A 14,536-nucleotide genomic window follows, 5' to 3' on the forward strand; every position below is an offset into this window, starting at 1 on the left:
AAAATTCCCCTAGGAAATTCCCACTACTTTTTAGCCAACTTAATCAAAGCTTTTTCAGCCGCATCTTGCTCCGCCAATTTTTTTGATTTCCCTTGTCCGGACCCAATCAAGCGCTCGTCTGCGTAGACATCAATTGAAAAAATCCGTTCATGAGCGGGACCTTCTTCGTCAACTAAGCGATATTCAATGGTTACGTCGCCGCTTTTTTGCAAGACTTCTTGCAAGCGGGTTTTATGGTCCATCTCCCGCGTAAAGACACCTGCTTCAATTTTCGGAAAGACGACCGTTTTAATAAAGTTCAATGCTACTTCATACCCTTGATCTAAATACAAAGCCCCTAAGAAAGATTCGAATAAATCACACAAAAGCGCTGCGCGGCTTCGGCCGCCAGAATTTTCCTCGCCCTTGCCTAATAGGATGTACTGATCAAAATGACATTCCTTCGCAAATTTTGATAAACTTTCTTCCCGTACAATCGCCGAACGTAAGCGGGTCAACCGACCTTCCGGCAAGTTGGGATAATGGTGATACAAATAGTCCGATACTTGAATTTCTAAGACAGCGTCCCCTAAAAATTCTAACCGTTCATTATCTGAAATATTCATGTTACGGTGTTCATTCACGTATGAAGAGTGGGTAAACGCCTGTTCTAATAAGTTCACATCGTGAAAGACGATGCTGTAATTTTCTTTCAATTCATTGATCAACTGTGTATCCATGGGCTCATTCCTTTTTTTGAGATTTCCATCACGCTTTATTATACTGTTTTTTACTAGAATTTTAAATCAGAAGTGATGATAGTAAGAAATTTTCAACCTTTAGCTTTGCTTTCACTACTAAAAAAGGGACAAAAAACTGATTGCTCACCTGAATGAATTGATCTCACCCATCTGTCGCTACATGTTATGAAAAAAATTTGGAATAAGCGCTTCTTGCAATTGCGATAAAAAAACGTAGCACCCATACCGGGTGCTACGTTTTTTATCCTTATACTGTCGTTTTAGTATCACGCATAAAGAAGATGGCGCCTGCTCCACCAAGCAACACGATCACCGCTGCGGTTAGACTAACGCCTACCATGCCGTGGTCAAAGGCTTTAATAATGACTTGTTGAAAATCATGAGCAAACGGCAATTTACTTAGTCGCTCACTAAAAGCGATTTGGTGACCTGAAAAAGGCCCCGCATCAATAATTGCCTTGTGCAGCCCAGCCGCTGCTTGTGCCGGCATTTTTATATCAGATAAATGATCCTCGAAGTAAGCATTGTAGCGACTGGCTTCCACCATTCCTAAAATAACCACCCCGAAAGACGTGCCGAATTGGCGGAAGACGTTCAATAAGCCCGAAGCCATGCCCATTTCGTGAGGGGCGACGCCTTCAAGTCCCGCTGAGTTCAAGACCGGATTCACGATCCCATTTGCGATCCCGACAAAAACTAAGGTCAGCCATAATTGTTTGAAGCCCATATCAACGGATAAATTGTTAATCAATAAAATAAATCCGATGCCGCCTAAGATCATCCCCGTGACAATCATCCATTTTTTAGAGAAACGATTGCCTAAGATCCCCACCACCGGACCTAAAACCAATGACCAGACAGACATCGCTAATTGATGCACGCCGGTATCAAAAGCCGACCAGCCGATATAGTTTTGCATTAAAACCGTCAAATATGTGCTGAAGGCGTAAATTCCTGAACCCAATGCAAACGCCACGATCACCGAACCGACAAAATTGATATTCTTAAACATTTTTAAGTTCATCATCGGTGCGGATACGTTAGTTTCGATGAAAATAAAGGCAATCAATAAGCCGACTGCCAAAATCAACCAGCCAGCTACTCGCATATCTGTCCACGCCCAACTTGGATTTGTTTCTTTTTGGATCAGGCCATAAATGGCGCTGAATAACGTTGCAGCAGAAAAAAGCATGCCTAGAAAATCAATCTTTTGGTCCCGACCATAGCTTGGCGTTTCGTTTACGAAAACTGCTGTCATAATGACTGCAATAATCCCCACAGGTAAATTCACATAAAAGATCGAAGGCCAGCCAAAGGCATCGACTAACAAGCCGCCGACTAACGGACCAGACGCCGAAGATAAACCGATCACTGACCCGAGAATCCCCAAGGCGACACCTCGTTGTTTCCCATCGAAGTTCGAAGCGACTAATGCCATAGACAACGACATCATGCCGGCTCCTCCAACTGCCTGTACCCCACGGCCAATATTTAAAATCACTAACGAGCTCGCCATTCCGTTAACCACGGAAGCAACTACGAATAAAATCAAACTTGCGATAAAAACTTTTTTACGCCCGTACATATCCCCCATTTTTGAAACGATTAATAAGGTAACAGCAAAGACTAAGGTGTAGGCATTTAAGACCCACTGTAATGAATTAAAACTTTCATTGAACGCTTTTTGCATTGTTGGTAAAGCCACATTTACAACAGTGACATCCAACAGCCCCATAAACACTCCTAAAGACATGGCTACAAGTGACAGCCACTTGCGATAATTATTCTCTTTCATTGATTCTTCCTACTTTCTCTCTATCTCCTTAAGGCGTTGATCTACCCATGCAATTTTCGTTTCCGCCACTTTGATGTCTAAGTCATAAACGGCCACTAACGTTTGAAATCTTTGGGCATAATCAGGCAAACGTTCCGCATGTTCTGACATCTCTTTTTGGGCTGCTTGGTAAATCGCTAAATCCTTTTGCATAAACTCACGGTACTGCATCAAAATCGTGATTTGATCCACCACTGGTACACTATCAATGGACCGTAATTTGAAATGCAAGACATCTTCTCGCTTAGCATCTTGAGGTACTGGCTCGCGCATCAAGGTAAAAAAATGCTCGCGCCCCTTCTCCGTTAGATGCAACAACTTTGATTTACGCCCAACCTCATGCAGCTGAGAAGTCACTAGCCCTTGTTCCTCTAATTTATCCAAGACCGGATACAAAATACCGTTAGAAATTTTTCGCATTGGTGATAACGCAAGACTCATGATTTTTTGCAACTTATAGCCCGTCTTATCCCCTGTCAACAACGAGCCTAAAATCAAAAGATCATACATTTCCGCCACTCCCTTCATCAGTCTTTTCGACATATAGCTTTTCTATTATAGGTCTTTCCGACACATTGTCAACCTTTTTGTTTCAGAAAATTCCGAAAAGAAAAAGAGGTGTCCCAGAAGTAACTTATCCGGAAATAAGTACTGCTGGCACACCCTAAAAAAAAAACGTGAAATCAAATGATTTCACGTCCATTGGCTTAAGCTTGATTGGTTTCCATAATGTAATCAACCGCAGCTCCAACTGTTTCAATTTTTTCAGCGTCTTCATCTGAAATCTCAGTTCCGAATTCATCTTCTAATTCCAAGACAAATTCCATGATACTAATTGAATCTGCATTTAAGTCGTCTTTGATACTCAATCCAAGAGTCACTTTATCTTTGTCAATTTCAAAATGATTTGAAATTATTTCAGCAACTTTGCTAAATACTTCTTCACGAGTCAACAACATTCACCTCCACTTGATCAACTATTATGCGTTTATGTTTTACCAGAAGGTCACAGTTCATTTTACTGATGTTTCCCCACTTTGTCTACCTTTTTCGGGAAAATAAACTTGGGACTATTCGCCTTTTGGTGCCTCAAAAAATTGGACCAATTGCCCTACAACATCGGTTTCTAGCATCGTGTGGATCTGGTCAATCGTATTGGCTACTGCTTCAGGACCTGTTGAACCGTGCGTTTTAATCACCGGTGCTTTCAAACCAAAGAGCACTGCACCGCCATGAGCAGAGTAGTCCAATTTGTCTTTTAAGCCATATAACGTATCTTTCAACATCAAGGCGCCCATTTTACCTTTGACACCTGCCTCATTGATACTGCCTTTTAACAAGCTCATTAAGCCCATCGCAGTTCCTTCAATTGTTTTTAGCACCGCATTACCGGTAAACCCGTCTGTCACCACAACATCGGCTACTCCATTTAATAGTTCACGCGCTTCAACGTTGCCGACAAAATTGATACTATCTTCAGCTTGCAACAGCTTGAAGGTCTCTTTTGTCAATTCGCTGCCCTTCGTTTCTTCTGTTCCATTATTCAACAGACCCACTCGTGGTTTTGCGATTCCACGAACGTGCTTCGCATAAAAAGAACCTAAGATCGCGTATTGATGAAGATGCTCTGCTTTATTTTCCGCATTGGCACCTAAATCCAGCATATCGAAGCCTTGGTCACCGTTCAAAACGGGCAAGGTGGACATCAAGCCGGGACGTTCAATCCCTTTGATCCGTCCTACCACAAACAAGCCCGCCGCTAACAATGCACCGGTATTCCCGGCAGAAAAGATCGCATCGGCTTTTCCTTCTTTAACTGCTTGTGCCGCTAAAACCATCGAAGCGGTCTTTTTACGGCGGATTGCCTTCACCGGTTCATCATCACTATTGATTTTTTCATCCGTGTGAATGATTGTGATATTTTTTTCGTTTGTCAGATATTCGCGGATCGCGTCTTCTTTTCCATACAATTGGAACTCGATCTCTGGGTGTTTTTTTTGGGCAAGCATCACGCCTTCGACAATGGCTTTTGGTGCAAAGTCGCCGCCCATTGCATCTACAGCAATTTTCATGAAATTGTTCTCCTTCTTCATATCATTGTTAACCTATAATATTTTTTTTACAGTATAGCACACTAATCAAAGTATGTTTCCCCGGTTTCAGTTGGTTTTAGTACCTGAGCTAAAGGAGCAAAGGCTGGCTGCTGCCGCCAATTCTCAACTTGCCAAATTTGATTGGCCTCATCGCGAGCGACTTCTAGCACCGTGGCATCGTTGACCAAATCAGCAATTAGAAATTGTGGCAAGCCTGATTGGCGGAAGCCAAACACTTCCCCGGGCCCACGTAGTTCTAAGTCTTTTTCACTTAAGACAAAACCATTGTTCGTCTCAGTCATGATCATCATGCGCTCTTTCCCCATGTCATTTTTCGGACTGGCGACTAGGATACAATACGACGCGTCAGACCCCCGACCAACTCGGCCTCGCAATTGGTGAAGCTGCGCTAAACCAAAACGATCAGCATCCATAATAAACATCACCGTCGCGTTGGGCACATTGACCCCTACTTCAATCACCGTCGTAGAAACGAGGATTTGACTTTGATTGTCTTTAAATTCCTCCATGATCGTCTCTTTCTCGGCATTTTTCATTTTCCCATGCAAGAGGCTGACCTGATAATCTGGTGCGTAATATTCGCTCAAATGCTCATAAATTTCCGTCGCATTTTTGACGTCTAACGCTTCAGATTCTTCAATCAAAGGACAGATGACGTAAAGTTGATGGCCCAGCTGCAATTCCTGCTTTGCCCAATCCAATGTATGTTCCAATTGCTTCGGCTTGATCCAACTAGTTTTAACTGGGATCCGTCCAGCCGGCATTTGATCAATGATCGAAACATCCATCTCGCCATAAGCTGTAATCGCCAGTGTCCGGGGGATTGGCGTCGCTGTCATAAAGAGGACATCCGGATGCAAGCCTTTTTCTCGTAAAACCCGGCGCTGGTTAACGCCGAAGCGATGCTGTTCATCGGTGATCACTAAGCCTAGCTTGGCAAATTGCACATCGTCTTGGATCAGAGCATGGGTCCCAATTACCACATCGATCTCCCCGTTTTGCAGACCTGCTAAGATCGCTCGTCGTTCTTTGGTTTTCGTCGAGCCAGTTAATAGCGCCGTTGTCATTTCTAACGGATCAAATAATTGATTCAAACTCTCCAAATGCTGCTGAGCCAAAATTTCGGTGGGCACCATTAGTGCACCTTGAAACCCTGCGGTCATTGTTGCGTATAAAGCGATCGCCGCAACGACTGTCTTCCCGCTCCCAACGTCTCCTTGCAGTAAACGCTGCATGTGCTTTTTGCTTCGGAGATCATAGCAAATTTCATTCGTCACCCGCTTTTGGGCATCCGTTAATTCAAAAGGCAGCTTCTGGGTGAATTGCTTTAACCGCGCCACGTCGTAACGAATCGCGATCCCATTTTTCTCACTGCGTTCGCTTTGCTTCAACCCTTGCATCCGCATTTGAAACAAGAAAAATTCTTCAAAAACAACGCGTCGCTTGGCCTGCTGGCTTTCTGCTGGACTCTTAGGAAAGTGCATCGCCCGCATCGCTTGTTTACGCGGCATCAAACGATATTTTTCAATCAGATAATCTGGCAGATTTTCTGTGACTTGCTCGCCAAATTTTTCAAAGGCGACCTTGATCAAATCCACCAGCGTACTTTGGCGGATCGCTTTCGTAACATGATAAATCGGCGCATATTCTTCCGTTTGCTTGCCGCCTAAGATTTTCATACCTGTCATTGACTTCCGCTTCGCATCCCATTTCCCATAGACGGCTAATTCTTCTCCGACTTCTACTTTGTCTTTTAAATAGGGCTGATTAAAAAAGGAGACCATGAAGACCGCGTGATCCTGCATCATACGAAACTGCAGACGGCTTTTTTTGTAGCCAAAGCGACTCACGACTGGTGCCGAAACGATCACACCTTTTAACGTCACCTTTTCCTGATCATTAATTTCTAATAGATTTTTTTCTTGGATATCTTCATAGCGAAAAGGATAATAGCTTAACAAATCCTCGATCGTAACAATACCTAGCTCCGCTAAGGTTTGGGCTCGCTTGGGTCCTACACCCGGCAAGACCGATACCGTCTCTTGAATCATCAAGGCCACACTCCTTTCTCCTATTCTTGACTAAATTTTTCAACTAGCAAAAAATTTGGTTGATTGTCGAGCCGTATACCATTCCACCAGTTCCTTAAGCCTCTGTTTAACTTATCGCTAAAATTGTTTTTTGCTTAGTTAAACTAGCAGCTAACTCAATAGGTTTGAAATTATTTTTTCAAAATCCGAAAAAATAAGTCGACCTTCGTACGCATACCATTTTTCTAATCACACTAACGTGCGAAGAAAAACTGGCAGCATTTCATAATCTAAAATACGTTTTTCCCGCGAGAAATACTTGAGGGAGTGAGCCAGATATTCTTGGCTCACTCCCTCCGACTACGTTGATTTATTCTGCTGAAAGCAAGTATGGGTAGACGGGTTGTTTTCCTGTGTGGATCTCAACCTCTAAGTCTGGATAGCTTGCTTCAATGGCTGAACTTAATTTTTCGGCTTCTGCCTGTGTTCCTTCTTCACCGACAATGATCGTGATGATCTCGATATCTTCACTAATCATTTTGTTCAAAGTATCTAAAGTTACTTGATACTTGTCCGCTTCAGAAAGAACGATTTTACCATCGATCATTCCTAGATAGTCACCTTCGTGGATTTCCACGCCGTCGATGGCAGTGTCACGAATCGCGTTGGTGATTTGTCCGCTAACAACGGATTCAAGCATGTCTGTCATTGCAACTTTATTGTCTTCCAAACTCTGATCCCCATTGAAGGCTAACATTGCTGTCATTCCTTGAGAGACCGTTTTGCTTGGAACAACGGCTACCGGGATACCGGCAACTTCTGCTGCTTGATCGGCTGCCATGAAGATATTTTTATTATTTGGTAAGACGATCACTTGATCGGCATTGACTTCTTCGATAGCTTTCAGAATATCTTCCGTACTTGGGTTCATGGTTTGACCACCGCTGATGACAAAATCAGCTCCTAAGCTCTTGAATAATTCTTGAACGCCTTCACCGGCCGCAATAGCAATGATTCCATATGGCTTGCGTTCCGCAGGTGTCGCTTCAAAGGCAGTAACTTCTTCATCATGTTCCAAAATCGTTTCATGCTGTTGACGCATATTATCGACTTTGACTTTCATTAAAGCACCAAATTTTTGCCCATAATTCATGACTTCCCCTGGATGTTCCGTATGGACATGGACTTTGACGATTTCATCATCGTTCACGACTAATAAAGAATCCCCGATTCCGTCTAAGTAATTACGGAATTTATCATAATCAAATTGGCTGTCGACAGTTGGGCCTTCGCCAAGACGTACCATAATCTCTGTACAGTAACCAAATTTGATATCTTCCGTTGCTAATTGGCCTTGTACACTACGATGATGTTCGGCATTTACCATTTCATCCATTTCAGCTGGACTAGGTTCATACGTATCATCGGCTTGGAACTCGCCATTTAGAGCACTTAAAAAGCCTTCATAAATGAACAATAGTCCTTGACCTCCGCTATCTACTACGCCAACTTCTTTTAACACTGGCAACATTTCTGGTGTCTTGTCTAATGCTTTTTTTCCGTATTTTACAACCGATGTCATCACTTCAATTACATCGTCCGTTTGATTTGCTTTTCGTTCGCCTGCTTTGGCAGATTCACGCGCTACTGTCAAGATTGTGCCTTCAACGGGTTTCATAACTGCTTTATACGCAGTTTCCACACCGTGAACAAGCGCTTCAGCTAAATCTTTGGCATTCAATGTATCTACATCTAAAATTTGCTTCGAAAAGCCGCGGAATAATTGCGATAAAATTACGCCGGAATTTCCCCGCGCACCCATCAACAACCCTTTTGCTAGTACATTGGCTAACTCGCCAACTTTTTCTGAAGCAGAATTCACAACGGCTGTCGCACCGCTGGTCATTGATAAATTCATGTTAGTTCCTGTATCTCCATCCGGTACGGGAAAAACATTTAATGAATTGACATACTCTGCATTGACTTGCAGACGTTTAGCGCCAGCCTCTACCATTTCTTGGAATTGACTCGCGCTGATTTCTGTTACCTTCACTTACTTAGTCCTCCTTAAGAACGCTGCCTTTAGTCCGGCAGAACACGTACACCTTGAACATAAACATTCACTGAATTGGCTTTGACCCCAAGCATCGTTTCCAAATTGTATTTCACTTTTTCTTGGACATTTCGTGACACTTCTGAGATCTTCGTGCCGTAGCTGATGATCGTATAGACATCAACCGCGATTCCGTTCTCTTCTTGACGTACAACGACGCCCCGTGAATAATTTTCTTTTCTTAAAATTTCTGTGATATTATCTTTGATTTGTTTTTTACTAGCCATACCGACGATACCAAACACATCAGTAACTGCACCGCCGACAACCGTCGCGATGACGTCGTTTGAAATTTCGATCATACCAGTCTGTGTATTAATTTTCACAGCCATAGTTGTTAGCCTCCTTAAATAGGCCTAATCGCCCACTTTTTCTACTATAACAGTTTATCATAGCCCTATGACAAATAAAAGAAAGTTCCATTGCGATTTGCTGATACTAGTCAGTTTTTTCCCTGTCTTTTAAAGCACTACTTCAAACACAAATTTTTTTATGCTAACAGAGTATAATTTACCCGCAAACACTGCGCTTGTCAATCTTTCTAAAAAAATTCACTTGCTAATTTAGACAAGATGTGCTAAATTACTTTAGTATGAGCCAAAGAAGCGCTCCGAAATCAAGGTATAAGGAGGAAACAACACATGGCAAAAGTTTGCTATTTTACTGGTCGTAAAACAAGTAGCGGAAACAACCGTTCTCACGCTTTAAACGCTACGAAACGTACTGTTAAACCTAATTTACAAAAAGTTCGTGTATTAATCGACGGAAAACCTAAAAAAGTTTGGGTTTCAACTCGTGCTTTGAAATCAGGAAAAGTTGAACGAGTTTAATCTATCCAATCAAACCGTTCTTATAGAGCGGTTTTTATTTTTTAGAAAAATATACATAATTGTCGAATAGAAAGTGAGCTGGTCCTTCCAGCCCACTTTTTTTGTTGTTCTTTTTCAACTTACTTATTCAAAAATTTGTTTCAGTTTCATAGCTCCTTCACAATAATTCCTCGCTTCTGTGGTAAAATTTGGATAGTCTGTTGAAAGAAGTTTGGTGATTTTATATGAAGAACTACCTTAAAGAAAACCGTTGGTATTTGCTGGCGAGCTTTTTGCTGCCTGTTTTGCTGATGGTAATCGTTTATTTAACGATTGGGATCTATCCTGGGTCAAGCCGAAGTGTTTTAGCCAGCGATGCCTTTTCCCAATTTTCGAATTTTCACGCAAGTTTTCGCAATATGCTTTTAGGCAAGCAGGGCTTTTTTTATACTTGGAATGCCTCGCTAGGCTTGAACTATTTGTCACTAGTCTCTTATTATCTTGGCGGCTTCTTTACGCCGTTGGTGATCTTTTTCCCCAATCAGCTGATGCCGGACGCCTTGTATTTTTTGACCTTGTTGAAAATCGGCTCCGCCGGTTTAGCCTTTTGGTTTTATGCTAAAGGCAGTTTCAAATTGCCCAACTGGTCACGCGTCGCTTTAAGTGTCAGTTACGCCTTGATGTCCTTTACCATCGCACATTCTGAGATCATCATGTGGTTGGATGCTTTTGTTTATCTGCCTTTGATCATCTGGGGCATTAATCGAGTAATGGATTTGAAGAAGCCGACGGTACTGTTTGTTTCCTATTTAATGTTGTTTTTGACAAGTTTTTATATGGGCTTTATGATCGGTATTTTTTCCGTCCTGTATTTCATCGCCCGACTGCTTACCAACTGGAAAGTCTATAAAAAAAGTATTCTGCCTTACGGGATCACTTCCTTATTGGCCGGTTTTGCCTCAATGATCATGATTCTGCCGTCGATCCTTGATCTGCGGACGAATGGGGAGGAATTGACTAAGATCACGACCTTTAAGACCGAAGCGACTGCTTGGTGGGATGTTATCGCCAAGAATTTGATTGGCTCTTACGACACGACCAAATACGGCTCGATTCCCTTTATTTATATCGGTTTGTTGCCTTTAGCTCTTTGTTTATTTTTCTTTATCTGTAAAAAAATTCCTTGGAAAAACAAACTGGCTTATGGAACAATCGCCGCAATTTTGATTGCCAGCTTTTATATCCAACCAATGAATTTATTTTGGCATGGTATGCATGCACCAAATATGTTCTTGTTCCGCTATGCTTACTTGCTCTCCTTCTTAGTGATTACTTTGGCGGCTTGGGGATGGGAAAAATTAGACCGTGAGAACATGTTACAATTGGTCGCGGCTTGTCTACTCTTAATTGCCGTATTCGCCATTTTTTGGGGAATGAAGGGCAAAGATTATCATTATCTCAAGCCAATCTCACTTTATTTATCTGTCGGTTTTGTCGCGGCCTATGCGCTGCTTTTTACCGGACACTATTTCAATAAGATTCCGTTGAAAACCTTGACCATTATTTTATTGCTGATCATGAGTTCTGAAGCCTTTATCAATAGTGATTTTATGGCTCGCGGCATCTTGAAGGATTGGAATTACGCCTCTCGTAGCCTGTATACTGAACCTTACCCATCCATCAAAGCACTAGTGGATAAAACAAAAGAGGACAATCAAACCTTCTATCGCATGGAAAATCTTGATCCGGTTTCTTCCAACGATACCTTTAATTACGGTTATAGTGGCATCAGCATGTTCTCATCCATCCGTAATCGCCATTCTTCCGGTTACATGGATCAGCTAGGCTTTCGTTCAAGAGGAACCAGCCTGAATATTCGCTATCAAAACAATACCTTACTGGCGGATGCCTTCACCGGGATTAAATACAATATTGCCAAGACGAAAAATTTAAATAAATACGGCTTCAATAAAATTGACAGTGTCGGCGAATACAATCTATTCGAAAACGACAACGCGTTGCCTTTAGCCTTTACGGCCCCACGGAGTATTGATAAACTGCAGGCTTCACCAAACGACAATTTGGGAACCCAAACTCAATTATTCAATGGCTTGTCACAAGAACAGTTTCACTATTTCCAATTCTTACCCATGAACCAAGTTGGCACAAAAAATGCCAATGTCACCAATGCTGGCAATCTTACGACGATCACTGAAAAGCAAAGCAACGTCGCCAAAGAGGTGTCTTGGCGGGTACAGATTCCTGCTAATACTCAAGCCTATCTAAGTCTCTATCCTTATGACTTTGCCGAATTAGAGAGCTCTACCGCCACCGTCACCGCCAACGGTCAAACACGCCAAGCACAAATCGGCATCAGTGGCCAGTATTATGATTTAGGTTATTATCAAAAAGCGACGATGGTTACTTTTACCGCCAGTTTCTATGGTACTAAGTCCATCAGCTTCCAAAATCCGCAAGTCTTGGCGTTAGATACGGTTGCCTACAAATTGGCTGTCGATAAAATCAAAGACAACGGTGTTGCCATGACGGTTGGTAAACACAGTGCGGAAGGAACCGTTAACAGTAAAGAAGCTCGAACATTGATCACTACGATTCCCTACGATGAAGGCTGGACCGCCAAAATCGACGGCAAAAAAGTGCAGACAAAAGCCTTTCAAAATGCCTTTGTCAGCATTCCTATTCCTAAGGGCAAGCACAAAGTCACCTTTAGCTATTTACCAAAAGGATTTATCGCAGGAGCTGTCTCCTTCATCGTCGCGATTGGTCTGTTCCTACTTTACTTATGGATGCTAAAACCCCGTAAGACCTATCGACATTAAATAAAAAATGAGCTGCGACAATTCGCAGCTCATTTTTTATTCATATTTTACTTCTGCCAAATACAATCCTTCTGGATGCGCCGTTGGGCCAGCGAGATTTCGATCTTTTGCCGCGAGAATTTCCGGAATACTATCCGCCGGAATCCGACCATTGCCGATTTTTAATAAGGTCCCGACTAAAATCCGAATCATTTTATACAAGAAACCATTGCCGCGAAAAATGAAGGTCAGTTCTGTTCCTGCTTCATTTACCACTAGATCCGCCTGATAGATCGTTCGAACCTTATCTTCGATCGCACCGCCCGTCGCACAAAAAGACGTAAAATCGTGGGTTCCAAGCAAATCCGGCAAGGCCTGTCGGATCAAATTCAAATCAAGAGGATACGGAAAATAGGCGGCGTAAAAACGCCGAAACGGACTCCGGGGTTTTTCAATCTGAACCTTAAAATGATACGTCTTCTCCACTACATGATAGCGAGCGTGAAAATCATCCGCTGCGATTTCCACTGAAGACACCGCAATATCCTCCGGCGTCTGAGTATCTAATGCAAAACGCATCCGCTCCAACGGACGTTCCTGTGGATAATCAAAATGAATGACCTGCCCTATCGCATGAACCCCAGCATCCGTCCGACCTGATCCGAAAATCGTTACAGGTTCGCCATTGTTCATTTTTTGTAAGGTTTTTTCGACTTCTTCCTGCACCGTCCGCCCATTCGGCTGCTTCTGAAAACCATTAAAATGCGTACCATCATACGCGATGACTGCTTTATATCTTACCATTCTCCCGCTCCTCAACCATAAAAATCCTTGTCATTATAACAGCTTTTCAAGCCAATTCCAATGTGCACAAATGGGTTGTCTAAGATTTCGCGCTTAGGACGGTAAGGCCTAGTTACAGTTAATCATCGTTTTACCAAAAAAAGTGCAATTTTTTAATCCATTACATTTTTCTCTTTCATTCGAAGAAAACACTTCCTAGGCCGATTCAATACAAAGTGGCTGACCACTCTAGCCAACTCCTCCTTGTTCCTCAACAATTCGTTTACTTTCATTAAAATACTGTTTCATTTTCGGTTCAACTTGAACGTTCATTTCTCCACTATCATATGCCGCTTTATTTTTTTGATAATGATCGAACAAAGTCTGGTTTGAAACGGGTGACCGCATTTCAATCGCTTCATATTGATTGGCCGAAACACGGACAAAACCTTCTACCGGCCGTACTTGATTTCCCTCATAAACCATATGATAAATCGGATGTCCTACACCTACACCACTATGAAGCTGCACATAAAGATCCTTTCCTTCTTGATAATAGCGTAAGAAGAAGCCGTGCAATGATGGGTCAAAGCTGATTCGATCATCTAAAATTTCAGTTGCTAACAACGCCTGTAAATTAGGAGACAATTTGTTAAAGCCCTCATCATTTTTTTCAAACTCCGGCAGAGGCTGTCCCTTTACAACCGCTTGGTAACCGTCTTTTAACGCTTGATTCTGTGTTTCAATAAAACTAAGCTTTCCTTGGTCATTTTTACCGCTTTCGGTCACTAAAACTTTGGGGGTTCTTTGATCAAAAATAAATAAATAAAGCCGACTGTTATCTGTATACATACTCACGATATTCACTTTTCCAGTTTCCTCAGTCGGTGGAAAAACAGCGACCTCTCTATTCTGGCCCGCCAAATTTATTCCCTCTTTGGTTAAAGTATCTTTAGTTATTTCACTATTTTGAAAGTTGAGGGATTCACCTTCATTGAAGCGCTGATACTTTTGCCCCATCGTTTCTCCCCAACGTTCCATTAAAAGAGCCAATTGCTTTTCTTGTTCCTTTGTCCAAAGCGTCTTGGTACTCTCCTGCGTGGGGTTACTAGAACTAGACTGAGCGGCAGAACTTTCCGCACCCAAAGACTGATCTCTTTTTTCGTTCGTAGACGTTTGTCTGCCACAACCAGCCGCTGCCAATAAAACAAGTGTCAGTACTAAGTATTTTTTCATACAATCACCCGTTCCCTTTTACTACTAGTGTAAACGGCGCGAAGTATTTTCTCAACTC

12 protein-coding genes are annotated in these 14,536 nt (G+C 42.3%); 2 read left to right on the plus strand and 10 right to left on the minus strand.

The window, feature by feature from the left end; all coding sequences use genetic code 11:
* Positions 1 to 23: 23 nt before the first annotated feature.
* The 8 genes from rnc to FFM67_RS02520 all read right to left on the minus strand — a co-directional run bounded on the left by rnc (position 24) and on the right by FFM67_RS02520 (position 9,163).
* Positions 24 to 719: a ribonuclease III gene (rnc, locus tag FFM67_RS02485; RefSeq protein ID WP_137613086.1), complete on the minus strand. Its 696-nt coding sequence runs from the start codon at positions 717 to 719 to the stop codon at positions 24 to 26.
* A 268-nt stretch (positions 720 to 987) separates the two neighbouring features.
* On the minus strand, positions 988 to 2,535 hold the full coding sequence (locus FFM67_RS02490; protein WP_137613087.1) for an MFS transporter: 1,548 nt from the start codon (positions 2,533 to 2,535) through the stop codon (positions 988 to 990).
* A gap of 9 nt (positions 2,536 to 2,544) precedes the next feature.
* On the minus strand, positions 2,545 to 3,084 hold the full coding sequence (locus FFM67_RS02495; protein ID WP_137613088.1) for a PadR family transcriptional regulator: 540 nt from the start codon (positions 3,082 to 3,084) through the stop codon (positions 2,545 to 2,547).
* A 197-nt stretch (positions 3,085 to 3,281) separates the two neighbouring features.
* Entirely contained in the window at positions 3,282 to 3,527 is a 246-nt protein-coding gene (acpP, locus tag FFM67_RS02500; protein ID WP_071861816.1) for an acyl carrier protein, read from the minus strand.
* A gap of 117 nt (positions 3,528 to 3,644) precedes the next feature.
* Positions 3,645 to 4,646 carry a phosphate acyltransferase PlsX gene (gene plsX, locus FFM67_RS02505; RefSeq protein WP_137613089.1) on the minus strand — a complete coding sequence of 334 codons (1,002 nt, stop codon included), beginning with the start codon at positions 4,644 to 4,646 and terminating at the stop codon, positions 3,645 to 3,647.
* 62 nt (positions 4,647 to 4,708) lie between these two features.
* On the minus strand, positions 4,709 to 6,739 hold the full coding sequence (gene recG, locus FFM67_RS02510; RefSeq protein ID WP_170177981.1) for an ATP-dependent DNA helicase RecG: 2,031 nt from the start codon (positions 6,737 to 6,739) through the stop codon (positions 4,709 to 4,711).
* Positions 6,740 to 7,088: 349 nt separating this feature from the next.
* The gene (locus FFM67_RS02515) at positions 7,089 to 8,771 is read right to left on the minus strand and encodes a DAK2 domain-containing protein (protein ID WP_137613090.1); all 1,683 of its coding nucleotides are present in this window, start codon (positions 8,769 to 8,771) and stop codon (positions 7,089 to 7,091) included.
* Positions 8,772 to 8,800: 29 nt separating this feature from the next.
* Positions 8,801 to 9,163, minus strand: coding sequence for an Asp23/Gls24 family envelope stress response protein (locus FFM67_RS02520; protein ID WP_071861707.1), 363 nt, complete (start codon positions 9,161 to 9,163; stop codon positions 8,801 to 8,803).
* Between the two features lie 309 nt (positions 9,164 to 9,472).
* On the opposite strand from FFM67_RS02520, the gene rpmB reads away from it, so the two are divergent.
* The gene (gene rpmB, locus FFM67_RS02525) at positions 9,473 to 9,661 is read left to right on the plus strand and encodes a 50S ribosomal protein L28 (RefSeq protein WP_071861708.1); all 189 of its coding nucleotides are present in this window, start codon (positions 9,473 to 9,475) and stop codon (positions 9,659 to 9,661) included.
* A 224-nt stretch (positions 9,662 to 9,885) separates the two neighbouring features.
* Complete coding sequence (locus FFM67_RS02530; RefSeq protein ID WP_137613091.1) at positions 9,886 to 12,480, plus strand: YfhO family protein; 2,595 nt, start codon at positions 9,886 to 9,888, stop codon at positions 12,478 to 12,480.
* Positions 12,481 to 12,516: 36 nt separating this feature from the next.
* Here the strand turns inward: FFM67_RS02530 and truA are convergent, their stop codons facing one another.
* Positions 12,517 to 13,263 carry a tRNA pseudouridine(38-40) synthase TruA gene (gene truA / locus FFM67_RS02535; RefSeq protein ID WP_137613092.1) on the minus strand — a complete coding sequence of 249 codons (747 nt, stop codon included), beginning with the start codon at positions 13,261 to 13,263 and terminating at the stop codon, positions 12,517 to 12,519.
* A gap of 228 nt (positions 13,264 to 13,491) precedes the next feature.
* Positions 13,492 to 14,478 carry a DUF4767 domain-containing protein gene (locus FFM67_RS02540; RefSeq protein ID WP_137613093.1) on the minus strand — a complete coding sequence of 329 codons (987 nt, stop codon included), beginning with the start codon at positions 14,476 to 14,478 and terminating at the stop codon, positions 13,492 to 13,494.
* Between the last annotated feature and the right edge of the window lie 58 nt (positions 14,479 to 14,536).

Origin of the sequence: Enterococcus viikkiensis, assembly GCF_005405345.1 — a bacterium.
GTDB lineage: Bacteria > Bacillota > Bacilli > Lactobacillales > Enterococcaceae > Enterococcus_A > Enterococcus_A viikkiensis.

Coding starts and splice junctions, on each gene's coding strand:
- rpmB (WP_071861708.1), top strand. CDS start 9,473: ATGGCAAAAGTTTGCTATTTTACTGGTCGTAAAACAAGTAGCGGAAAC.
- rnc (WP_137613086.1), bottom strand. CDS start 719: ATGGATACACAGTTGATCAATGAATTGAAAGAAAATTACAGCATCGTC.
- FFM67_RS02495 (WP_137613088.1), bottom strand. CDS start 3,084: ATGTATGATCTTTTGATTTTAGGCTCGTTGTTGACAGGGGATAAGACG.
- FFM67_RS02490 (WP_137613087.1), bottom strand. CDS start 2,535: ATGAAAGAGAATAATTATCGCAAGTGGCTGTCACTTGTAGCCATGTCT.
- plsX (WP_137613089.1), bottom strand. CDS start 4,646: ATGAAAATTGCTGTAGATGCAATGGGCGGCGACTTTGCACCAAAAGCC.
- truA (WP_137613092.1), bottom strand. CDS start 13,263: ATGGTAAGATATAAAGCAGTCATCGCGTATGATGGTACGCATTTTAAT.
- FFM67_RS02530 (WP_137613091.1), top strand. CDS start 9,886: ATGAAGAACTACCTTAAAGAAAACCGTTGGTATTTGCTGGCGAGCTTT.
- FFM67_RS02520 (WP_071861707.1), bottom strand. CDS start 9,163: ATGGCTGTGAAAATTAATACACAGACTGGTATGATCGAAATTTCAAAC.
- FFM67_RS02540 (WP_137613093.1), bottom strand. CDS start 14,478: ATGAAAAAATACTTAGTACTGACACTTGTTTTATTGGCAGCGGCTGGT.
- recG (WP_170177981.1), bottom strand. CDS start 6,739: ATGATTCAAGAGACGGTATCGGTCTTGCCGGGTGTAGGACCCAAGCGA.